Raw genomic sequence first — 23,908 nt, 5'->3', positions numbered from 1 at the left:
CGTCAATTAATATTTTGTTTTTTAAACTATTTTTGAGGTGTTTCTTCGTAGTCACCATTTGGACAAACAATTTGTTTGCCGCCTTTAATTTTCTTTTCAATCAAGTAGCTATGACAAACAGGACATTCACGAGCAATTGGTTTATCCCATGACACAAAGTCACAGTCCGGATACCTAGAGCAACCATAGAACAATCGACCGCGTTTAGATTTACGTTCAATAATTTGTCCCTGATGACACTTAGGACAGGTTACGCCAATTTCTTTAACAATTGCTTGGGTATTACGACAGTCTGGGAAACGGCTGCAAGCGAAGAACTTACCGTAACGTCCCATTTTGACTACCATGGGTGAACCGCAGATTTCACAATTAAAACCAGCTAGTTCGTCTTTAATCTGAACTTTTTCGATTTGTTCCTGTGCTTTGGCTAGTTCCTTAGCAAAAGGTTTGTAATAACGGTCAACGACTTTCACCCAGTCTTCCTTGTCTTCTTCAATCGAATCCAAGTCTTTTTCCAAGCCAGCCGTAAAATCGATATTAACGATATCTGGGAAGAAGTCATAAATAATTTCATTGACGATTTCACCCAGTTCAGTAGGTTCAAAATGTTTAGACTCTAACTTAACATAGTAACGCCTTTGAATCGTGTCTAAGGTTGGAGCGTACGTAGAAGGACGACCTACCCCATTTTCTTCCAAAGCTTTAATTAAAGTAGCTTCACTATAGCGAGCTGGTGGCTGAGTGAAATGTTGGTTCGGGTTGTTGGTAACCAGTTGGACTTGGTCGCCCTCTTCTAGATTTGGAAGAACGTTATCTTTGTCCTTATTGGTCTTGTAAACTTTTGTGAAACCTTCAAATTTGGTCTTTGATCCGTTAGCTCGGAATTGAACTCCATTTTGTTCAATCTTAACCGTCATGGTATCCGAAACTTCTGGTGTCATTTGACTAGCAACAAAACGGGACCAAATTAAATTATAAAGTCTAAATTGATCTTTATTAAGGTATTCTTTAATACTTTCAGGAGTCCGCAATACGGACGAAGGGCGGATTGCTTCATGGGCATCCTGAGCACCCTCGGGCATTTTACCCTTCCGAGGCTTAGTAGCAGCATATTCTGCGCCAAACTCATCATGAATAAATAATGAAGTTTCGTGCTTAGCAACCTCAGAAATACGAGTCGAGTCGGTTCGCATATAGGTAATCAAACCGACAGTGCCTTCTTTACCAATGTTAATTCCTTCATAAAGTTGTTGGGCAGCCATCATCGTTTTACGAGTTCTGAAATTCAACGTCTTGTTGGCTTCTTGTTGCATAGAACTAGTTGTAAAAGCTGGAGCTGGATAACGTTTGCGTTCTCGGCGTTTAACTTCCGTAATATCAAAATCAGCCTTAGGGTCGATTTTCTTTAATACTTCCTGAACCTTATCATTATTAGGCAGCTTCATCTTTTTATTATTCACGCCATAAAAGGCAGCCTTAAATTTAGAGCGTCCTTTTTTAAATTCAGAATCAATTGACCAATATTCTTCAGGTTCAAACGCCTTGATTTCTTGTTCACGTTTAATAATTAAACTTAAGGCAATTGATTGAACTCGACCAGCACTAAGGCCTTTTTTAACTTTTTGCCATAGTAATGGAGAAATCGAATACCCGACTAAACGATCCAAAATCCGACGAGCTTGTTGAGCATCAACGAGCGTCATATCAATGCTACGCGGAGTTTTGAACGCATTTTTAACGGCATCTTTAGTAATTTCATTAAAAACCACTCGATTTTGATCTTTGGGATCCAACCCTAATAGATATGAAAGGTGCCACGCAATGGCTTCTCCTTCCCGATCGGGATCAGATGCCAGATAAACTTTTTTAGCTTTTTTAGCTTCTTTACGTAAATTTTTAATGGTATCGCCCTTACCACGAATAGAGATGTAATGGGGTTCGTAATCATTTTCCAGATCCACGCCCATCTTACTCTTTGGTAGATCACGAATATGTCCAAGACTCGCAACTACTTTATAGGTACGGCCTAAATATTTTTCAATGGTTTTAGCCTTGGATGGTGATTCCACAATCACAAGGTTTTTTTTCGCTGCTGGCATTTGTTGCTCCTTTGCCTTGTTATATTTAAAATTTTATAGACACCATGTTATTGCATAATATTCGATATTGTCAAATAACTATCATTAATCCAGTTATAATTTCAATCGAATTTATCCCTAAATGATGGTAATAATGATACTAAATCCGCTTAATTATTAATAAAATTTCTAATAACCGTCAGAATCCAGCTAATTATACCCCAATTTAAAAAGATGGACTACCCGTTTTGTAGCTTCTACAGGGCTTCACTCAAAATAAGAGATGACATTTTAGTTAACCTAAAAAATGCCATCTCTTATTCTAAACCATTAGTCTAATTGTGCTCGAATGCCAGCTAAGCTAACTTCATTTGTAGTATCAAACTGGATCTGAGCTTCGGGTAAATCACCAATTCCAATTGAAAGTTCACCAGCAGCATTAATTGATTGAATGCCCGCCGCTGAATCTTCAATCCCCGCTACATGATTGGTAGGTAAATGTAATGCTTGAGCAGCCTTTTCAAAAATTTCGGGATCAGGTTTTCCCGCTTTCAACAAGCCAGGGTCTACGATTGCTGCAAAATACTCTGTAACTTTTAGATTTTCAAGAATTCCAGGAGCATTTTTAGAAGCTGATGCTAGTACCAAACGATAATCATGCTGTCTTAATTCGTCTAAAAAAGCTTGGATTCCAGGTAAAATATCGTTAGGTGTTAGTTTAGCTATTAAAAGTTGATACTCATTATTTTTTTGTTCAGCTAGGGCTTGTTTTTCAGCTAAGCTAAAGTCGGCTTGACGGTTGACAGACTCGAGGATTAATTCCAATGAATCCATGCGGCTAACTCCTTTAAGACTCGCTGCTAACGTTGGTGTCCAGGGCACTTTAATTTGATCTGCAATATTATGCCAAGCCTGACTGTGAAACTTCGCAGTATCTGCAATAACCCCATCAAGGTCAAAAGCGAATCCCTTTATATCTGAAAATTTCATTCCTAATTCCTCCACTCAGCTTAATTCAACTTTCTTACCATTTAAATCAACGCTTAGTGGGCTACCACTAATCAATTTAAGATTTGTTGCACTTTTATCGACACTAACTTCAATTACTCTTCCGCGGAATTGTTGTCTAAATCGGTAAGATGTCCAATTTTTCGGTAAGAATGGGGCATAATGCAGCTGATCATTACGGACCCGCATTCCTGCAAAACCTTGAACAATCGCTAACCATCCACCCGTCATGGACGTAATATGCAGACCATCCGCAGTATCATTATTATAATTATCTAAATCTAGGCGGGCGGTACGTTCATACATCTCAACGGCTTGAGCCTCTTTGTGTAAGTCAGCCGCAAGAACCGAGTGAATAGCAGCCGATAAACTAGATTCATGCACAGTTAGTGGTTCATAAAAATCAAAATTCCGCTGTTTTTCTTCCATTGAAAAATCGTCAATGAAATCCCAAATTCCTTGAAGAACATCCCCTTGTTTAATATATGGTGAACGTAAAATTTTATCCCAAGACCAATTTTGGTTTAGCGGTAATTGTTCCTTTGGCAATGAACTAACTGGCTTCAAATCCTTATTTAAGAAACCATCATTTTCGACAAAGATTCCGCGCTTAGAATCTTCTGGTAAATACATATTATCGATAATTTCTTGCCAGTGTTGACGTTCTGCTGACGATACATTAACTTTTTTGGCAACATCCTCTTCGATTTGATCCAAAATTTCCAAGGTATAACGGAGTGTCCACCGCGCCAATAAATTGGTATACCAATTGTTATCAACGTTATTTTGATATTCGTCAGGACCAGTTACTCCAGCAATCATATATTGTCCATTTTCTGCTGAAAAATGGACGCGATCAGCCCAAAAACGAGCAATTTCGGTTAAAACTTCGGCCCCTTCGTTAAGGACGTAGGATTGATCACCTGTATAACGGGTGTAATTGTAGATAGCAAACGCAATATCACCATTACGATGAATTTCTTCGAAAGTGATTTCCCATTCGTTATGGCATTCTATCCCGTTAAAAGTCACCATGGGATATAAAGCTCCTTTAAGCCCCTGTTCCCTAGCATTTACAAAGGCGCCATCCAGCTGATTGTAACGGTACTTTAACAAGTTACGAACGACCTTAGACTCCGATACACCTAGGTATACCGGTACGGCAAATGCTTCAGTATCCCAGTAGGTTGCACCACCGTATTTTTCACCAGTAAAACCTTTAGGACCAATATTTAAGCGCGCATCGTTACCATAATAGGTAGAAAAGAGCTGGAATAAATTAAACCGAATTCCTTGTTGGGCTTCTGCATCACCATTGATTTCAATGTCTGATTTTTGCCATCTTTGTTCCCATTCTTGAACATGCTGTTCTAACAGTTGCTCGAAACTTTGCGTCTTAATCGTATGCGTTAATTCCTGCATCCGTTCGTTTATTTCATCGACTGTACCAAAATCTCTAGATGAGACAAAAATGGTTCTTTTCTCCATTATGCTAGTTGTAGCAGGTTGTAAAGCTATGTGATACTTTTGACCGATCGATTGATCGTTTTCTACATCACCGACATAGTCCATATCCGTCTTGATGGTCGTATCAAAACCTACCGTAAAACGTTCAGTGCCAAAATCATTTTCCTTGGTTTTGGCAAGCATTTTCACTTCGTTTTGCTGATTACTTTTAGCAAGTACGTCCCAAAATTGTTCACCGTAATTTGAATCTTCGTTGTAAACATCAGCATCAATAGCACTAATAACTTCAATATCAGCTTTGCTATCAGATAAATTTTTAATCGTCAGACGTTGTCCAACTAATTCTTTAAGTGCGGCACTCACGAAACGTTCAAAAATAAATTTCAGTTTTACGCCACCAATTTCAACCTTAAAACTCCGAGTTAAAATAGCTTTTTGCATATCTAAGTCTAGGCTAAAGTCTTGCGGTACTTGATGGTTCAAATCTAATTGTTCACCGTTTACCGTGATTAAAAGTTTCATAAAATTGACCGAGTTGATTACCTTACCAAAATACTTCGGATAACCATTTTTCCACCAACCAACACGAGTTTTATCTGGATACCAAACTCCTCCGAGATAAATTCCTTCTAAAGTGTCTCCGGAGTAACCCTCTTCATAAAATCCTCGCATACCCAGATTTTCATTGCCTAGGCTGGTGATTGATTCTTGAATTCTTTTATTTTCGGGATCCCATTGATTAGTTTCAATGTGCCAAGGTGCTATATTAAATGTTCGAATCATGATTGTTCTCCTTGTCTATATTTAATTATTCAGCAAAAGTTTCTTTGATTGTTCCTACGGCGAAGGCTCCTAAAAGCATTACTGCACCAGCAAGTAGGAACATATTAGCTTGTGAGCTACCGAGAAGTGGGAATAAGCCAAAGCTAAGTAGGGATGCCACAATCTGTGGTAAACAAATTGAACCGTTGAATAATCCTAAGTAAGTTCCCATATGATTTCCAGATAAAGCATTTGTCACGATGGTTAATGGGTAAGTATTCATTCCAGCCCAAGCAATTCCAACTAGGATATAAGAAACAATTAAAATGTATTGATTATGAACAAAGAAAACGGATACAAAACCGAGTGCACCAAGAATTAAACTAACTGCATAACCTGATTTATGGAATCGATTGGGTAATTTAGCCAAAACGTATGAACATGCTACCGCTGCAATAGATTGAACCGCTGCTAAAACGCCGTACCAGTTCCCCGCTGCTTGATATGCGGCCGAAGATGCATTAGCAGTGTGCCAAACGTTTTGAGCAATTGCACCTGCTGAATATGTCCAGAGGTATTGGAAAGCGAACCAACAGAAGAATTGTACTAACGTGACGGTCCAAAATGCTTTAGGTGCATTCTTTAAAAGCGTAATCCAATTGCCACCTTCACTATTCTCTTTTTCACTAATTCCGTGATACATCGCATAGGTCGCTGGGTCATATTCTTTTACTCTAAATACTGTAAATAAACTAGTTATAATTAATAAAATTGCACCTGCATAGAATGAAATAACAACTGATTGAGGAACGACGCCCTTATTCGCAGTGTTAGCAATTCCCAACCAAGTTAAAAGGAAAGGAAAAATAGCTGCTAAAACTGCACCAGTATTAGATAAAAAACTTTGAATCCCGTAAGCATAACTTTTTTGTTTATCGTTTACCATGTCGCCAATCATCATCTTAAATGGTTGCATAGCAACGTTGGAAGATAGGTCTAGAAAAGCCACCGTAATCGCCCCAAACCAAAGTGCCATTAATGAACCATAACCAAATCCAAAACTACCTGAATTCGGTAGCAGTAGCATCACAATAACAGCAATTAAGGTTCCTAGAATTAGATAAGGTAACCTTCTACCACCTAAACGTGGTTTCCAAGTTCGATCGGAGTAGTAACCTACAATAGGCTGTACAATCAAACCTGCCAAAGGTGGAAGAATGAAAAACCACCCTAAGTTATTTGGATCCGCTCCAATCGTTTGAAAAATACGCGACATTTGAGAACTCTGTAATGTAAATGCAGTTTGAACACCAAGAAAACCAAAATTAATCATCCAAATCAAATTTTTGGAAAGCGTCGGAAGACCCTTCCCACTTGTCTTATCTGCCAATGATAACAACCCCTTTTAATTTTTATGAAGCGCTTTCATGTTATTAATTTAACATAGAGATTTAAATTGTGCAAGCGTTTGCACTTATTTTGTGCAAACGCTTGCTTTTTTTAACCAAATAAAAAAGAGGAATCCCTCTTTTCTTAAATAATATCAAACCCGACTGTCGCTTTTCTTAATTCGGAATCGAATAGTAGTTCAACCGCTTTTTTACCTAGTTCCCGTGGTCTTAAATCAACTTTATTAACGGTGGGGCCGGCTAGACTAATCAACCTACTATTATTAAAACAAATCGCGGGGATGTTTTTAATATGCTGGTTATCTTTTAATAGATGATAAAAGCTTAGTAATTCAATATCATCCGCTCCAATAATGGCATCAATCTCAAAATGGTGTTTCATATATTTATCGATAGCTACTTTATTATCGTTTTTTTCAAGCTTATATATTAAGGGGCTTGAACCGCTTTTAGTGCTCATCACTTGCTGATATCCTAACTCACGCTTTTTTTCATATTCCCAATTATAAGTAGATCTGAGAAAAAGTGGATGTTTAGCATTATACTGGTTAAACATAAATTCAGTAACTTCACGTCCCGCTAAAATATTGTCATTATCAATAAAACGGTCATTTTCATTCGTTGGTTCACCGATAATAACAAAGTTTAACTCTTGCTTCCTAAGATAATTGGTTACTACATCGTCTGCTTTAGAATACAGTAACAAGAAATCGTGAATTTGGCTTTGTTCCACCATTCTTTTCACATTGTTTAATAACGCTTCTTCAGTTTGACAAATTGCGACAGATAAAACAAAGTTTTTGAGTTGTAACGCTGTGTTAATTCCTCGCATTAAGTCAATATGAAACGGATTAGCAGGATCTTCGTCAGCGGTTACTGGGTAAATCACTCCAATTTCATTAGCTTTGCCTAAGGACAAAGTTTTGGCGCTGGCATTGGGCTTATAGTCTAATTCTTTAGCAATTTTCTTAACTTTTTCAATGGTTGTTGCACTAATTCTAGGATTATTATTTAGTGCTCGAGAAGCTGTCGAAACTGATACTCCAGCCTCTTTAGCTACATCTTTGATTGTAATCATGCATATACCTCAAAATTTAATATTTACATATACAAGTATAACTTCCTAGACGATGAAATTCTACATAGCGCCCTCTGCGCCCTAAAAATACAATTTTCCTTACAAAACTTCTTCTAGAACGTCATCCAATTCGATTAATGGCCGAGCACCAGATGCAATTAACTGGTTGGTTCCTTGGCTATTACCACTGAAAATACTCCCCGGAATTGCTAAAACATTTCGATTTTCCGTGAGTGCCAGACTAGCCGTGATTAAGCTCCCAGAATTCTTTCTTGCTTCCACTACGCATGTTGCGGTGGTCAATCCGGCAATAATTCGGTTACGTTCTACAAAATGATGTCTTAATGGTCGAGCACCTTGGGGATATTCACTCAGAATTAAACCTTCTTTTTGAATTTGATTTTGAAGCTGAGCATTTTGCTTAGGATAGGTAATATCGAGCCCATTTCCAATTACGGCAATGGTAGACCCTGCATTTGCTAAAGTTGCTTCGTGAACCAACGCATCAACTCCTTTAGCTAAACCACTAACGGTGGTTAATTGATTAGCCACTACGCCCGGAATTAAACATTTAATGGCTTGTTCACCATAACTCGTCATCATCCTGGCGCCTACAATTGCAATAGTACGTTGATGGCTTAGTAGCGATAGATTTCCATTGTAAAACAAAACTGTAGGTGGGCAATATATCTCCCGCAATAGCTTAGGGTACATTTCATCTAGAATGGTTAGAATTCCCCCACTTTGTTCATTAATTTGAATTTCGTGGGTTAGTTGTTCACTTTGTAATGTGGCAGTTAATTCATCTTTTTGACTTTCCTTAATTAGTTTCGTTGTTCCAATCCACTCTGCAATGGATAATTCGGGGCTTTTACGAATTTCTTGGTAAATTTGATACTGCTTTTTAATGCCTAAATTCGTCCCCACTTTTACTCTAATCAAAAAATCACGTATTTCCATTTGATCACCTCAAATGTACTTTACGTGTTTTTAGGTTAATTTATTTTATTAAAAATTCAGGTACCGGTTCAAAAGTCTGACGATGGATGGGGGTTACTCCATAAGTTTTTAACCCCTCAATATGTTGCTTAGTACCATAACCCACGTTTTTATCAAATCCGTAGCCTGGATAGAGTGCAGCATAAGAACGCATTAAATGGTCACGATATACCTTAGCAACAATTGAAGCGGCTGCAATACTGATACTTTTAGAATCACCCTTAAACATCACAGTTTTTGGGATTTCTATCGGCGCATTGACTGCATCAATCAACAAATGTTGTGGAGTAACATTTAAGTTACCCACTGCTTCTCGCATCGCAAGTTTTGTAGCATTTAAAATATTAACTTCATCAATTTTTTGGTTAGAACAGACGCCAATACCGACGCTCACAGCCTCTGTAAGGATTTTGGCATATAATTCCTCTCGCAATTCACTACTGAGCTGCTTAGAGTCATTAACGTCGATTAAATCGAAAGTTTCATCCAAGACTACACTGGCAGTGACGACCGGACCCGCTAAACATCCCCGACCCACTTCATCAATCCCGGCTACTAAGTCAATTCCATTTGACCATAATTCTCGTTCTAACGTAAATCGTGCCTGAAATGCTTCTTCTTTTAATCTTAATTGGTTAATTTCCTTTTGTTTATGTTTAATTAAGCGTTGAACACCAGTTCGTGGATCTTCTGAAAGTTCAACTAATAACGGGTCATCTAGTGTATAAACACTTAAAAGCTGCGTCTTAATTTCCTTAATCGTCGCCAAGGTCTTCAAACTCCTCTACAAAGTCTAAAGTGAAACGACCCAGTTTTCCTTTACGTGCGTCTAACAAGATTCGCTGACTAGCACGATCGTAGTCGTCACGCATCCCTAATTTTTGAGTAATTAGTAGTAACAATTCAGGTAATTCCATTTCTAAATCGTCTTCTGTTAAATGATAACGCCCCATCAATCCTTCACGATAATGGTTGATGAATATATTTAGACCATAGATTACAACATCGTCGTTAGCGAATAAATTATCTTTAATCGCTCCAGTAAAGGCCAATTTATTTCCTACATTTTGGTCTTCAAATTTAGGCCATAAAATTCCGGGAGTATCTAAAAGATATAGTCCGCGACGTGAACGCAACCATTGTTGTTTTTTCGTTACCCCGGGGCGGTCACCTGTAATCGCCACCTTCTTATTAACTAAGTGGTTAAGCAACGTAGATTTACCAACGTTGGGGATTCCAATACACATGGACCGAATTTCAGCATTTTTAATTCCACGATCAGCCTTGTTAGCTAGCTTGTCGGCTAAAATTTCTTGCGTTTTCTTCAAAATGATATTTTCAGTTGAGGGCTCTTTAGAATTCAATGCGATGGCGTATTCGTTCCGTGATTTATAATAATCTAGCCATTTTTTAGTTTCTTTAGGATCTGCTAAATCAGCCTTCGTTAAGATTAAAAGATGAGGTTTGCTTTTGATAACGTCTTCAATCATTGGATTTCGTGACGACACTGGGATCCGTGCGTCTACTAGTTCAAATACGATATCAACTAGTTTTAATTTTTCTTCGACCTGACGAATTGCCTTCGCCATATGGCCAGGGTACCATTGGATAATTGCCATGTTTGTTTAACTCCTATTTCGTTGGGCTTTTTATGCCATTTTTTTGATTGATTAGACTAGTTTAATATTAACTAGTAATCTCTATTTTAGCATTATTTACAGTAATTTGGTTTCCGATAAATAATCCGTTAAAAATAATCGTAATAAAAAGCCTTTATCGTCCGTAAAAATTGAAGACGGATTATAGAGGCTCCTTTAGTTTGATAAGTTTTAAGATGATTATAGTTTTTGATTAATTACTGTTAAACAGAAAGTTTCCAACTAAGAAATAAATACCCTATCATGATAAGTAGCGATCCAAATGAAACAATCATCACAACCAAAATTGTTAAATCTGCACCTCTAGAGGCATAGTCCTCGACAATACTGAGAGGAATAACAAATACACAGGTGTTTAATATAATACATTGAAAAGCACTAACAAATTTTAGTAAAACTCATCTTTCTACTTACTCTACGAAATAAAAATGCGTATATGTAATGAAATAAAGCAATTAGTATTAATGATGTAACTATTATTACTAAGTTCATAAAATTTGCTCCCTTGTTGTGAGTTACAAAATAACTACGCATATTATACATCTGTTATGTACCTAGATATAATCTAGTTTAAATTAGTGTGTGTAGAAAAATTGTAAACTAACTATAAAACTCAAAAAATTTTAGATTTAAAGTAAAAAAGAAAAACAATTCGTAAATGAATTGTTTTTCTTCAATTGTCTTCATCAATATTTATTGACTTAGCTGTCATATTAACCGTTAACATTCAAAAAATTATTCGTAGTCTTTTCTAATTTAGTACATACTATCATTTAAATTAAAATACGTATTATTATTCCTAACCTTATTAAGAACAATTTCTTTATATTTTATATAATTAACGTGGTGAAGATCAAATTCAGGTATTATTTCATACAAATCATTATTTTCTATTAATTCTTTTTCTAATAAACATTCAATATTTTCTCTACATCTATCGACAATTTCAGAATCATTAGACTCTATCAATATTACAGAAATATTGAAAATATTATACGCATTTTTACTATTCAATTCTAAATTAAAAAAACTCGATTTCAAAGCACTACCTAGCTTGTCTATCTTTATCTTTTTGGGATTTTGAAGATATCTTATGTAAACACTTTCCCAAGTTATTACATGTTTTTTCTCATTCAGTATGTCCATATCATCAATGGATATTATCTCATATTTACTAGGTTTTTTTATAAATTCACAAATATTTTTAACAGATGGTCGTAGATATTTTATCGCAAATTCATTATATTCATTATCCCAAATATTAATTCCAAAAAAATTTCCGATTAATTTTTTTGTTAAGCAACGTAATATATCTACATCTATAAAACTTTCTGAAATATTAAAAAAAGGAGCTAAAGGCCAGTTGACTACAGGTTGAAATACAACTCTATCATGTGCTATAGCATTTCTACATTTTATTGCTACTCCAACAAAGTCAAATTCCTCTTCCGAGGTTATTCCTTCTTTTGAAAGTAGATATTTAATTTTAGTACTAAAATTTGGGCTATTCGCACCTAAACTCTGGACAATAATCTTCGTATTATCGTCAACATATATATCACTAAGCAAATCTAAAATATGAAATATTCCAAGTAATTCTTCATCACGATAAAGTTTTTCAAACATATCCTCCTTTCTAAAATCGAGAACTTTTCGCCATCTATCAAGGACTGAAACCGCTAAATTTTTATTTTTAGGATCTTCTATTCTTTCTAAAACTAACTCCAGCTCATTCGAATAATCCTTTTTCTCAATTTTAAAAGTAGATTTTTTGAATTTATTTTCAACAAAATTTTCAATATCAGTAAAGGATTGAATTTGACTTGTAATGTCATAAACAGTAATAGGAAAATCAATGAAAAGTGAAATTACTCCCTGTATTATTAATAATTCGGGCCTAATTAATCTTCTTAAATCTAAATTTGAATATATAGGATTAAAATCTAAAATTCCTCTAATCTCAATTTCTTTTGTTCCATGTTTCTCATTATATTTTGACTCTACGACTATATCTCCAAGACTAAAATATATGTCGATTTCCCCTATATCTATTTTCGTAATATCATGTACCGTTTTAAAATAAGCCTTCATGATAAGTGAACTCTCCTTAAATCAAACTCGTAATCCACATTGTTGTTTTATCAATCTAAAAAACAAACTAATTACTATATTAATTAGATGCTTTGATAGCACAATAATAACTGTTATTTAACCAGCTTGAAGATTATTAAAATTTTATCCACTTTTTGTAATTCAAAACAAGAAACCCTATATTTTTGATAGTAAACAGTCTTATTTATCCTTGTTATCATAATGTTTATTAAGTATCAATTCTTCATTAATTTTAATGACATAGATAGTCAATATAATTAACGCATATAACAAATCTTCAACATTATCTTCAAAGACTGAACCATGTAAATATTTATTTCTTATACCTAATGCGTTATCAAATTCTGAATCATTCAGTAAATAATTTAAATAGTCAGATTCTGGTTTTGAAAATAAAGTATCTTTATAGATCAAGAGTCCTTCTTCCAAGATTTCATCTATTTCATTTTGTTGTTGTTTTAAATCGACTTTTCTAGATATTTTTGTTAATCCGTTATAGTAATTGATAACCCCATAATTGAAGATCATTGAAAAAATTCTTATTCTTCTCATTTGTTTTTTATTTACATAAATAACGTCATCTTTTCTTTTGGTAATGATATTATTTTCAATTAAATAATTTATATCTTGTCGCTGATAGTTCTCAAAAAAAGAATAATTAATATTATGCTTTTCCAAAAGCTGTATGAAGCTATTTTCATGTAAATATCCATCAGTAACTTTTACCGTATTTAAATGGGACTGATCAGAAAACAGAAGTTCTAAAACTTTTTTTATGTCTTTATTTTCTTCATTTAAATAAATATATTTCTTATGCAAGAAACTGCCCAAATCATATATCCTAGGTGTAGATTCAAGTGCAAATAAATCCTTATCTATTTCTCCTTCATCAATTAATAGGTTCCACTGTTTTCTTATTTGTTCCTCAATGGTAAATAAGTTCTTTGTTTGAATATTTATCTTTTCCTTTTCGCCAGCAAATCTAATTGGTAACCATTCTATCTCAAAGTTATTTTCGCAGTACTTTTCAAAAAAATAATTAATTAAATCTTCAATCCTTAACCCTAGATTTTCGTCTAAAATATGTTGAAAGCCCTTAAATGCTTGCTTTACCAATAAATCTTTATTGTGAAAATAAAAACTTGTTTCGTAATTTTTCCTCGTCTTTGGTCCGTAAAAGAGCCTTGTTAAAGTTGAACTCTCAAAATTTGGAAAACTACCCAAATTTAGAATCCAATTCTCATTAAAAAAATAATCCATATACATTAAATAATTAAGCAACGATTCAAAAGAAGAGTGTGTTTTTATATCATCGACATCAATTAAAATTTTTAATTCACTTTTTTCAGAAGTTAGATATTTTTTTCGATCTGTATAGATAGCTACACTCTGTAAAAAACCATTACTATTTTTCTTGCTCTGACTATTTAAAAATACTTTTTCTAATTGTTCAATTTTCCTCTGTGCTTTTAATTTTAATTTAGCATCAATGACTAGCCTTTGAATATCTTTAATTCCTTGGTTAATTAGTCTAAGGTAATTTAAATTTGAAGATTCATCTATATACCATTCACAAAGATTGTATAGTTCAGCTGTACTAATATTATCAGGAATAACATAATTATCATTATTCACAATATAATTACTTAGAAACAGCTCAAAATTTTCAGTATTCGATAAAAAAAACGTCTTTATCAACTTAGGATATCTAATTGAAAAATAATCCGATTTTAAAAAGTACCAAATTGGTATTGAAAATCTATTAATAATATTTTTTAAATCAGATTCGGTAATTTTTTTATCTAATTGAAATTTTTCAAAGCACTCTAAAAAATCAGCTCTAAAAAATGTGCTATTACTATCTATATCAGTATTTTTAGCATCTTTCGGATTATGATAATTTTCTATACTTGTATTTGAAGTTACTGAAAATAAACATTCTAAGTAATAGATAATATTTTCTTTAGTTAAAGATGAAAAAAATATATTTATTTTTTTATTAAAAGAACCTCTTATTTTCTTGATTTGCTCTTTTGAAAATTCACTTAAGTATATATCGTTTTTTAGAATTTTATTTATATTGTAAAATTCTAATACATCTAAAAAAATAGGATGGTCGTTTGATTCAACATTTTTCATTACTTTTTTTATTCTACCCCAGTAAAAATCTATAGATGCATCATTGATACTGTAAAACTTAAATCGTTCCATCGACTTACCTCGCATACAATTATTCCAACCAATATTAAAAATAATATTTCAAATAATAATTTTTAACCATCTAACCCTAGTCATTGATTAATATATGTTAATTGAACGAATATAATTATATCGATTACCAATTTACTTTATTAAATTTAATCTTTTATTTAAACTAGGTTGATACCTAAAATAGTCATATTTCATCAAATTAGTTTCTCATTTTGCCGTACTCTGTCCTTCATTACCGGAATGACCATTAACATTTATTTCCACGCTTTTCTAGTAATACAATATCGATAAATCTCCGTTTTACGTTGAAAGTAGCTCTATGTGCTAAAATAAACAAAGACAAAGCGGCTACATTCATGTGGTTGTATAGTATAAGCCATCTCTATTACTTTGACGAGTGAAGTATATAACTTTTTGTCTATTGTTTTTTAATTTTTCCGTTATTTTCTAGCTTTCCTTGGTAAGCAATATAGTATATTACAGTGTCATCATTATTTGATTTTAACTGTACAGAATGTTTATATTTACCGAGCTTATCATCAACATAATCTGACGATTGTTTCATCTTATTCAATAGTTTATCTAAATCAGGTGTATTTCCATTAGAATCGTTAATCTTTTTATCTAAGTCGTTTAATATTCTTTTATCATAGACTCTAATTTCAAAAGACTTAGTATATTTATTATATGTAACATCTACGCTTTTTTTATAATCATCGTGATAACTATTTTTTAAATCTACCAAAACAGTGCCTTCTTTTGAAAGATGGAAAGTCGCAGTTTTTTAGAATCGTTACTAGACGGTGTTATTGAAACACCAACCACAAAAAATACTATTCCTACTCCAACCAATACTAACGGTTTTCGTGTTTTTTTATACCAACTATTATAAATTCTGTGGATACGGCTCCATAACTATGGCCTAAAACCAAAATAAAAAGCGAGGATGACAGAAATTAATCTGTCATCCTCGCTTTTCGTAAATAAAGTCCAAAGTAAACTACCTGCTAAGTTAGGCTTGCTCAATCACGATTTGATCATCCTTCAAGTCAGCTTTTAAATGCTTAATATCCAAATGATCTAAATAGAAATCTGTTACCTTATCACGAATTTGTTGTTCAATCACCCTTCTTAATGGACGAGCTCCCATTGCTTCGTCATATCCTTGTTCCATCAACCAATCCTTAGCTGCATCGGTTACTTTCAAAGTCAAATCTTTTTTCGCTAGTGTTTTTTGAACATCAGAAATCATTAAATCAACAATCTGACTTAAATCTTTCTTAGTTAGATGTGAGAATTCAACGATTCCATTGAACCGGTTTAGGAATTCTGGACGGAAGAATGGAGCCAACTTATCCATTAAAGTTTGATCTTTGTCTGCATCGCCAGTTAACTTTTCATTACCAAATCCAGCATTGGATGTAGCAATAATAATGGTATTCTTGAAGTTAATTACATTACCTTGACCATCCGTCAAACGACCGTCATCCATTACCTGAAGCAAAAGCGTCAATACTTGCGGATCGGCTTTTTCAATTTCATCTAGTAATACGATTGAATAAGGATTTCGACGTACTCGTTCCGTTAAGGTATTAGAGTTATCATCATAGCCTACATAACCAGCTGATGTACCAATTAATTTTGAAACAGCGGTCCGATCTGAATACTCACTCATATCCAATCGAATGATTGCATCCTTATCACCAAACATGTCTAATGCTAATTGTTTAGCTAGTTCAGTTTTACCAACCCCGGTTGGACCAACAAATAGGAAACTACCGATAGGCTGTTCACCTTCTGAGAAGCCAGCTCGATTCCGACGAATAGCTCTAGCAACCATTGCTACCGCTTCATCTTGACCGATAACTTTACTCTTTAAGCGACTATCCAAATCTTTTAACCGTTCAATATCATTAGCACCCATATCTGAGACTGGAATTCCCGTTAATCGTTCTACTGATTGAGCAACATCATCGACGGTAGCCACTACTTCTTCCTTCTTACCTACATTATCAATTTGCTTATTAGTAGCCTCGATTTGTTGCTTCAAATCCGCAGCCCGCTTAAAGTCTTCTTTTTCCACCGCTTGATCTTTTTCTTTTTGCAATTGATTGAGCTTTTCCTTTAAAGCTGTTTCATCATTTTCAGGCTGATGTGCTGCCAAATGAGCCGCTGTCATATCAATCAAATCAATTGCTTTATCTGGTAGCGTTCTTTGTGGAATATATTGGATGGAGTAATCTACCGTTGCCTTCAAAACATCATCTGGCAATTTTACATGGTGATGTTCCTCATACAAGTTTTTGATACCCTTTAGAATTTCAAGCGTGTCTTCAGCATTAGGTTCATTGACTACAACATCATTGAATCGACGAGCCAAAGCTGCGTTTTTCAAAATTGTATTTCGATATTCATCTTGGGTAGTGGCGCCAATAACGGTTAGTTCACCACGAGACAATGCTGGCTTGATAATATCAGCTAAGCCTTTACCACCGTCTTCACCACCTGTTGAACCAGTACCAATTATCTGGTGAATTTCATCAAAGAATAGAATAATATTGCCAGCAGCCTTAACTTCCTTGACTAAGTCTTTGATATTCTCTTCAAAAGAACCGCGATATTGAGTTCCAGCTTCTAAGGAGGACAAGTCAATAGAGTAAATTTCTTTGTCCCGAATTGCTTCTGGAACTTTACCATTTACAATTGCTTGTGCCAATCCTTCAACGATGGCTGTTTTACCAACACCTGCATCCCCAACTAAAATTGGATTATTTTTGGTTCGACGGCTTAAAATTTCCGCTGTTTCTTGAATTTCATTTTCACGTCCAATAACTGAATCTAGTAATCCATCGCGTGCTTGTTCTGTTAAGTTGGTGCCTAGTTTTTCTAAAATACCACCCTTTTTAAGAGCTTGTTGTCCATCTTTAGATACTTCAATTGTTTTTGCTTGTTCTGGTAATTTACCAGTTGCTCGATATTGAGCAAACTCGTCTGGAGTTAACGATTGACCATTAACCAAGTAGCGAGCAGAATCTGAGTTAGGATTCCCCATACGTTTAAATACTTGATTAAAAATATCATCCATATCATTGTTGAAAAAAGGATCATTTCCGTAAAAATTGGCCATATAACAACACCTCCGTTAATTAAATAAAGTAAAATTGTGTCTTAAAACTAAGTAAAAACACTCTTTTTTACTTACAACTGTATTATAACTCCTTTTTAGCACTCTGTTAAGTAAAGTGCTAATCGAATCACAACGTTAACTATTTTCAGACGATTATAACTGAAATTTATGTTTACCATTGCAATATAATCTCTGGGAACTAAAAAACTAGCTAACCAAAACTAAAGGATTGGTTAACTAGTCTCATGAAGTTTCTGATTCAGCTTGCTTGAAAAAATATCAATCAGTTGGGGGCATCTTCCAATGTCCATCTTAATTCACCATGGTAACTACCAATTTGATCCGTAGGTTCTAGCACCAGTTGGAGATACTGGCTTAAATCTAAATTTAAGTTCCCAGTATCTTGCCCAATCGTCTGATTTTCTCCGTTGATTACGTTACCCTTAAAATAAAGCCTTGATATAAGCTTCTGGTCGTTTTGGTTAGTTAGTGGATGTTCTTCTCGAACCTTTAAAATCCACGGGTAGTGGTCAAGCTCACTACGATCTTTAACATGTACCCACTCTGCTCTAGTTAGTGAACAGACCGTAATTTCCAGCGGAATTTCGTGCGAACCAAAGTCGATTTTACTAGGTAATGACAGCTCCGGTCCGCGTTCTTGTTTAATTATCCGAGTTTCTTTATTCGACATTTGATGTTGGTCATCTTCGAGGTAAAAATCTACCTTCTTATTAATCCATGACTTTGGAAATTGGCATATAATTTCATCATCAACCTGATGAGCAGCGTTGGAATACTCTTTTAGTATTCGCTTTTCTCCCGCGCAGTTTCCTACCAATCTAACTTTTGCTCCATCTTCGTGCGTAAAGGAAACTGTAAGTTTGCTTTGATTAGAAAATCGTGAACTATAGAGTGTATCTCCTAGATTTTTTAGTTTAAAACTAAGTTTTTCGCCTTTACGGTACCGGTGAATGATTGTTTTATTTCCTGGTAAGAATGTACCAGTATCTTGAACTGCATCATTCTTGATGGGAATGTAACCTGCAATTTCAGGATATATATCAGTCACGTCAAATTTCGTGGTTAAAATGCCACTTTTAACTTCTCGAGCGCGAAGTACCTCGAAACCATTGTCCGCTAAAAAAACAACATTCACCCTACCAACATAGTCTACAGTCGAAACTGCGCTACTTTTACCTACAGCTTGCCCATTGATGTTCGTTGATACGTCAAACGGTAAATCTAATTTTCCGTTAACAACCCGAGTTGGATCTACAGTTTTTTTAGCTTCAAGCCACTTTAAATATACTTTATAATGCAACGTAGTATCGGTTATTGCTCTAGTAGCAGCTGGCCTAGTCTTGATGTAGACTTTCTGATTCTCAATTCGCCAATCAAAGTATTGCGTTACATCTTTCCCATCAAAATTAGTAACTTTAATCCGTTCTGGAATATATTGTTCACTATTATAAACATGTTCCAAATTAAAACTAACCTCAGATGTGAAACTATTAGTACTAGGTACCGTCTGTTGAGCTGCCAAATAGACGCCATTATTAGCTTGGTTAAAATCGCTACTTTCCGCATAAGCTGGCGCAGACTCAGGCCTTGCTAAAAATTCAGTTAAATAAACTAACGATGAAGGTGTACTGTCATTATTGTGTACCACAAAAGTAACTTGGAAAATGGGTTTAGTAACTACTTCAAAACTTTGGCGCGGATCTCGCCACGGAAGCCCAACTGTAGTATTTTTTAAATACATCCATTGATCTTCTGATTCATACCTAATATTAGTCGGGTTATTAGCGTAAACTGCACTAATCACAGAATTGCAATCTTGGTATCCAATGTACTTGTTAGAATTAAGGCCGAAGTAATTAAATGCTGTTTTAATCGTCAGAGGATTTTGATTGGCGTCAACAAATTGATAAGTAACCATTACCTCACCAGCAATATCAATTCCAAAAAAATAATCCTTAGCAAAGCTTAGTGATCCACCCTTTAAATTACTTTTATTTCGTTTCAACGTTACCAGCAAATTTACAGATTTACCTTGATAAAACCCAACATTTTCTACGAGGGCCTGACTCACATTTATTTTCTGATCAACTGATAGCCGATTCGTGGTAGCATCGCCCTTTAAAGGAGTCACCTTCGTTCGAGCACCACTATGCATTATAAAGGTATTTTCAGCTGGCGTAACTGCTTGATTGGCCCACTGAAAATTTTCAAGATTAGATAATGGCTTCAAGCTAGCCTTTACGTCAGTGGCTATCCAGCAGAAACTTACGAGAAAAGCCACTAATAACAAATCTTTAACTTTTTTCATTAGTCGTCCTCTTACCTACAAGAATTTTTTTAATTCCATTTTTGATCAGTGTATAGCAAATCAAACCTAACCCAATCCAAACCATCCCCATCGCAATATCTTCACTAGTTTGTGGTAAATATTGTGGTCTGGTACTTGGAGTAGCGGTTTGTTTTGGACTTTTCTTAGTGGGTTGAGCGACTTTTTGCATTGGTACGACTTGGCTAGCAGCGTCATTTTGATAAAAAGTAATCCCGATTTTACTATTAGTAGGTTCGTTAGCTAACGCAATTCCATTAATGTTAAGTATTAATGTAAATAATATTATTCCTCCCCTAAATTTCATCTTACTTCTCCGTTTTATTATTTTTCTGTTTCACGTAATAAATATAACCGCTCAAAATTACAATTATTCCAATCAAAAGTCCTATTATTAAATAAAACAATTTATTATCTGTTTTTTTAAGTTCAACGGCCTTTTGATTTAATTTGGCATCGTCTCCTGTAATTTTAAATTCCCGACTAAGTTGCCATTTCTTACCCGTAGAACTACTTAAAGCGATGGTTAACACATATCTTCCATTTTTTAAGGGTTCATCATTCCAACTAATGGGCAGTCGAAAACGTGTTCGAGGTGCAATCGAGATCTTCTTATGTGTTCTTTTTAAAATTTCATGGTGATTTTTCTGGGTTACGGTGGCCCGCATGTCTAATTTACTCAACAATACAGGAGCTGCATTTTGTAAAGTAGCAAAAATTGATAAATAGCCGTTATCTAATCCTGGTGTAGCCTTTATCAAACTTAACTTAGGTTGTATTTTGGAGCTTGTACACTCTAACTTTGCGCCAATGGTATAAGCAAAATTATTGGTCAAACTTAAACCTGATGTACTAGTGGCAGCCTTAACTGGTTTTGTGTAACAATAAAATCCTCCTAAAACCGTTCCTTTAAAACCTTTTGGTGGAATCTTCAACTGAAAGCTAACTCTTCGAACTTCCTTAGGCTTAAGTAAGACCGTTTGTGGTCCTGAAATAAGCTGTTTAAAAGTGGGACCGCCTAGTAATGGGGCGTTTGATTTAGAATAATCAATAGCTCCATTCTGATTAGTTATCGCATTATTAGTTTTAACCATAATGGTTTGCTTTGCATTGGTTAAGTTACGAAGTCGAATAAATAACTTTTGCGTAGCTCCTGGACGTACCCGTAAGTCGTAGTAACTAACTTCGGAATGCTGATTTTTCGGTAAAATTGCTTCAGCATTAAACGTTACTTGATTATTTACTTTTCCACTCGCATTAATTGAATTTGGAAAAATAAGTGTTAGCAACAACGTCATTATATAAATTAGAATAATACTAAGTAATCTACTTTTAATGTACTGATTATTTATACTAAGATGGCGCATCGGTCAATACCCATGTTAACTCGGCTGAATAACTTTGCGCTTCAACTCCTGCACGTGGTACATGGAGTTTAACATTTTCGTTATTACCATTTTTACCTTCAAAAACAGCTGCAAAAGCCCCCGCTCCTTCGCCTTCCTTAGCAGTCATTACCACTTGATATGCTCGATTTAATTTAAAGCTATCTTGAGTGATTTTTGGCATGGCCGATTTATTATTCTTAGTTACCACCTTCCCATTAGATAAGGACATCTGAGCGCCTACGAGTTCTTTTCCATTAGCACCTACAAAAGGTGTAATTGCAACCCCTAAAGACCAACCTTTTGCACCACCACGAGTGTCATTAACTTGAACATGTGGTTTTTGGTTTAAGGCGTAGTAATTCGCGTCTGCTTGCTTAATTTCATGTTCTCCGAATGTAATGTTTGAAGCATACGGGATTGTTAGTGACCCCATGTCTCCTGTTCCCGAGTCATCGTCATGGGTATCATCGGGCACAACAGGATAAACATCCTTTCCAGAACCAGCTGTTAAAGTTACATCCGTGTGATTCGTTACTTCTGATATTTGTGAAGCCATTGCTGTATTGGTGTTTATCGCAAACACACCAATTGCAATTGTCGTTAGCATCATTTTATTCATTGCATACTTCCCCCTTAAATCTAATTAATCATTTGATTTAAAATTATTCTCGCATGTCATCTGAGGGACTTACTAGTCTAATTTTTTTCTTAATTCTGAAAAAAATTAAAGTATTTTGGGCAATAAAAAAGATGCAATTAACCTAATTACATCTTTTATTTGGTTAAGTGGTAAAGCATTGCGCCTAACTGCCGCCAATTACGTTCTGTAGGTAAGTTTTTCATTAAAATAAGTGGACAATCTTTAGTATCAATATAGTAATTAGAAATTACCAAATCTACTTTTGAAACTGGTGTTTTATAGTCGTAAAATTCAAAAGCAAAAGAATGACCAAAGTAAGCACGAATTTTGTTCATCAACCATAGTCGATGCGTATGATGTAAGTCGTCTTGTACTAGAATTTTAACTGGTGTAACTTTTTTTGCGAACAGATCATAGTAATCTAAGATGAAGTAATAATTCAAAAATAATTGTTCCCAATTAGCTAATAAGTTAGTAACTGATTGGTTAGAATGTTTAACTAACTGTTCCTTTAATTTTTGCATAATTTGATATTTCCTAGGATGCTCTTCTCTCAACTCCGTTATGTAGGAACGGTTGAAAAACACGTCAGAATTTCCATAAAAAAAAGTACTACGTTCATGAAATGCTATAAAATTAAACATTAGTTCTAAATCCGTGGTTGCTAACTGGAAGTTAAATGTTTTTTTAATGACCAATGCCAAATTCATTACAGCCTGATAGGCATGCGTTTGATTTTTCTGGTGTGCTAATCCATATCTATTCTCATAATTTGGATTACCATCGATAATTCCAAATACATATATAACTTGATACAAAAAATATAGCTCATCTTGATTTAAGGTGAGTTCTCCTTTTTTGTTCCATTGCCACATTAAATCAAAATTAGGATCGTTATCAATGATTTGCTTCTTGGCGATCTTCATATTTAGTGGTGCAATCTGGCTTCGTTCTAAGGTAATTGCTAGCCAATAAGCAAATTTTTTACGCTGAAGAGGATCTAAACTAATGCCGTATATCTCTTCAAAATTAGCAATATACTCATCGAGTTTTGCTAATTCAGTATTAAATGGCCAATTATTCCGCATTTCCCGTGTGGAGTTCCAATAAAAGTAATAATAAAAACTACGAATATTGATTTCATCTCCTTTTAATTCCAACTTATACGGTAAAAATTGAATTTTATAACGTTTAAAATACGATTTTAGTAATTTAGCGTATCTAAAAACTGTTGATATACTCGTAAACTGACTATCTGCATAGTCAGCCAATCGTTGGTGAGGGTTATGGTACATAAAATCAATTAATTTGTAATTGTAAGAGGCTTGATAGAATTTCAAATAAATTGTATAGATAGGAAAATCTTCTTCTTTTATAATTCGAAAATTTTTATTATGGTCGTTGAATAATCTGATTTTCTGATCGGTCGACTTGAATAACTGCTTAAATTCTTCCAAATAATTTAAAATTGATTTACCCGTTACACCGATTACTTTTGCTAATTCTTTAGTAGAACACCATGCCCCGCTTTCTAGTAGATAATCTAATAAAACCACTTTTTTTAAAGATGTGGCTGTTAAAAACGTTTTCATTTTATACCTCACATAAGATTTAAATTTACTAC

17 protein-coding genes are annotated in these 23,908 nt (G+C 34.6%); all 17 read right to left on the bottom strand.

Annotated elements, in window-relative coordinates:
- Window positions 1-26: 26 nt before the first annotated feature.
- A complete protein-coding gene (gene topA / locus HFC68_RS00990) occupies window positions 27-2,099 on the bottom strand; it encodes a type I DNA topoisomerase (RefSeq protein ID WP_002833092.1) in 2,073 nt (690 codons plus the stop codon).
- 309 nt (window positions 2,100-2,408) lie between these two features.
- The gene (gene pgmB, locus HFC68_RS00985; protein WP_167399571.1) at window positions 2,409-3,068 is read right to left on the bottom strand and encodes a beta-phosphoglucomutase; all 660 of its coding nucleotides are present in this window, start codon (window positions 3,066-3,068) and stop codon (window positions 2,409-2,411) included.
- Window positions 3,069-3,083: 15 nt separating this feature from the next.
- Window positions 3,084-5,336, bottom strand: a complete 2,253-nt coding sequence (locus HFC68_RS00980) for a glycoside hydrolase family 65 protein (RefSeq protein ID WP_011673376.1) — start codon at window positions 5,334-5,336, stop codon at window positions 3,084-3,086.
- A 25-nt stretch (window positions 5,337-5,361) separates the two neighbouring features.
- The gene (locus HFC68_RS00975; RefSeq protein WP_195747522.1) at window positions 5,362-6,648 is read right to left on the bottom strand and encodes an SLC45 family MFS transporter; all 1,287 of its coding nucleotides are present in this window, start codon (window positions 6,646-6,648) and stop codon (window positions 5,362-5,364) included.
- Window positions 6,649-6,848: 200 nt separating this feature from the next.
- Entirely contained in the window at window positions 6,849-7,802 is a 954-nt protein-coding gene (locus HFC68_RS00970) for a LacI family DNA-binding transcriptional regulator (RefSeq protein ID WP_011673378.1), read from the bottom strand.
- A 99-nt stretch (window positions 7,803-7,901) separates the two neighbouring features.
- A complete protein-coding gene (dprA, locus tag HFC68_RS00965) occupies window positions 7,902-8,762 on the bottom strand; it encodes a DNA-processing protein DprA (RefSeq protein ID WP_011673379.1) in 861 nt (286 codons plus the stop codon).
- 40 nt (window positions 8,763-8,802) lie between these two features.
- Window positions 8,803-9,570, bottom strand: coding sequence for a ribonuclease HII (locus HFC68_RS00960; protein ID WP_011673380.1), 768 nt, complete (start codon window positions 9,568-9,570; stop codon window positions 8,803-8,805).
- Window positions 9,557-10,420 carry a ribosome biogenesis GTPase YlqF gene (gene ylqF, locus HFC68_RS00955; RefSeq protein ID WP_011673381.1) on the bottom strand — a complete coding sequence of 288 codons (864 nt, stop codon included), beginning with the start codon at window positions 10,418-10,420 and terminating at the stop codon, window positions 9,557-9,559. The genes HFC68_RS00960 and ylqF overlap by 14 nt, the downstream gene beginning before the upstream one ends.
- A 795-nt stretch (window positions 10,421-11,215) precedes the next feature.
- The gene (locus HFC68_RS00950; RefSeq protein ID WP_011673382.1) at window positions 11,216-12,550 is read right to left on the bottom strand and encodes a hypothetical protein; all 1,335 of its coding nucleotides are present in this window, start codon (window positions 12,548-12,550) and stop codon (window positions 11,216-11,218) included.
- Between the two features lie 201 nt (window positions 12,551-12,751).
- A complete protein-coding gene (locus HFC68_RS00945) occupies window positions 12,752-14,782 on the bottom strand; it encodes a hypothetical protein (RefSeq protein WP_011673383.1) in 2,031 nt (676 codons plus the stop codon).
- 418 nt (window positions 14,783-15,200) lie between these two features.
- A complete protein-coding gene (locus tag HFC68_RS00940; RefSeq protein WP_011673384.1) occupies window positions 15,201-15,527 on the bottom strand; it encodes a hypothetical protein in 327 nt (108 codons plus the stop codon).
- Between the two features lie 267 nt (window positions 15,528-15,794).
- The gene (locus HFC68_RS00935) at window positions 15,795-17,909 is read right to left on the bottom strand and encodes an ATP-dependent Clp protease ATP-binding subunit (protein WP_002833100.1); all 2,115 of its coding nucleotides are present in this window, start codon (window positions 17,907-17,909) and stop codon (window positions 15,795-15,797) included.
- A gap of 283 nt (window positions 17,910-18,192) precedes the next feature.
- Window positions 18,193-20,238: a hypothetical protein gene (locus HFC68_RS00930; protein WP_011673385.1), complete on the bottom strand. Its 2,046-nt coding sequence runs from the start codon at window positions 20,236-20,238 to the stop codon at window positions 18,193-18,195.
- Entirely contained in the window at window positions 20,225-20,563 is a 339-nt protein-coding gene (locus HFC68_RS00925) for a hypothetical protein (RefSeq protein ID WP_011673386.1), read from the bottom strand. Before HFC68_RS00925 ends, HFC68_RS00930 begins: the two co-directional genes overlap by 14 nt.
- A 1-nt stretch (window position 20,564) precedes the next feature.
- The gene (locus tag HFC68_RS00920; RefSeq protein ID WP_160211162.1) at window positions 20,565-21,623 is read right to left on the bottom strand and encodes a DUF916 and DUF3324 domain-containing protein; all 1,059 of its coding nucleotides are present in this window, start codon (window positions 21,621-21,623) and stop codon (window positions 20,565-20,567) included.
- Window positions 21,610-22,263 carry a WxL domain-containing protein gene (locus HFC68_RS00915; protein ID WP_011673388.1) on the bottom strand — a complete coding sequence of 218 codons (654 nt, stop codon included), beginning with the start codon at window positions 22,261-22,263 and terminating at the stop codon, window positions 21,610-21,612. Before HFC68_RS00915 ends, HFC68_RS00920 begins: the two co-directional genes overlap by 14 nt.
- A gap of 155 nt (window positions 22,264-22,418) precedes the next feature.
- Window positions 22,419-23,876, bottom strand: coding sequence for a helix-turn-helix domain-containing protein (locus HFC68_RS00910; protein ID WP_167399570.1), 1,458 nt, complete (start codon window positions 23,874-23,876; stop codon window positions 22,419-22,421).
- Window positions 23,877-23,908: the final 32 nt, after the last annotated feature.

The organism is Pediococcus sp. EKM201D (assembly GCF_011800215.1).
GTDB lineage: Bacteria > Bacillota > Bacilli > Lactobacillales > Lactobacillaceae > Pediococcus > Pediococcus pentosaceus.
This window is presented reverse-complemented; position numbering and strand designations above follow the sequence as displayed.

What these genes read in the sequence shown, in the direction of transcription:
- topA (WP_002833092.1), bottom strand. Translation starts at nt 2,099, where the DNA reads ATGCCAGCAGCGAAAAAAAACCTTGTGATTGTGGAATCACCATCCAAG.
- pgmB (WP_167399571.1), bottom strand. Translation starts at nt 3,068, where the DNA reads ATGAAATTTTCAGATATAAAGGGATTCGCTTTTGACCTTGATGGGGTT.
- HFC68_RS00980 (WP_011673376.1), bottom strand. Translation starts at nt 5,336, where the DNA reads ATGATTCGAACATTTAATATAGCACCTTGGCACATTGAAACTAATCAA.
- HFC68_RS00975 (WP_195747522.1), bottom strand. Translation starts at nt 6,648, where the DNA reads ATGATTAATTTTGGTTTTCTTGGTGTTCAAACTGCATTTACATTACAG.
- HFC68_RS00970 (WP_011673378.1), bottom strand. Translation starts at nt 7,802, where the DNA reads ATGATTACAATCAAAGATGTAGCTAAAGAGGCTGGAGTATCAGTTTCG.
- dprA (WP_011673379.1), bottom strand. Translation starts at nt 8,762, where the DNA reads ATGGAAATACGTGATTTTTTGATTAGAGTAAAAGTGGGGACGAATTTA.
- ylqF (WP_011673381.1), bottom strand. Translation starts at nt 10,420, where the DNA reads ATGGCAATTATCCAATGGTACCCTGGCCATATGGCGAAGGCAATTCGT.
- HFC68_RS00950 (WP_011673382.1), bottom strand. Translation starts at nt 12,550, where the DNA reads ATGAAGGCTTATTTTAAAACGGTACATGATATTACGAAAATAGATATA.
- HFC68_RS00945 (WP_011673383.1), bottom strand. Translation starts at nt 14,782, where the DNA reads ATGGAACGATTTAAGTTTTACAGTATCAATGATGCATCTATAGATTTT.
- HFC68_RS00935 (WP_002833100.1), bottom strand. Translation starts at nt 17,909, where the DNA reads ATGGCCAATTTTTACGGAAATGATCCTTTTTTCAACAATGATATGGAT.
- HFC68_RS00930 (WP_011673385.1), bottom strand. Translation starts at nt 20,238, where the DNA reads ATGAAAAAAGTTAAAGATTTGTTATTAGTGGCTTTTCTCGTAAGTTTC.
- HFC68_RS00925 (WP_011673386.1), bottom strand. Translation starts at nt 20,563, where the DNA reads ATGAAATTTAGGGGAGGAATAATATTATTTACATTAATACTTAACATT.
- HFC68_RS00920 (WP_160211162.1), bottom strand. Translation starts at nt 21,623, where the DNA reads ATGCGCCATCTTAGTATAAATAATCAGTACATTAAAAGTAGATTACTT.
- HFC68_RS00915 (WP_011673388.1), bottom strand. Translation starts at nt 22,263, where the DNA reads ATGAATAAAATGATGCTAACGACAATTGCAATTGGTGTGTTTGCGATA.
- HFC68_RS00910 (WP_167399570.1), bottom strand. Translation starts at nt 23,876, where the DNA reads ATGAAAACGTTTTTAACAGCCACATCTTTAAAAAAAGTGGTTTTATTA.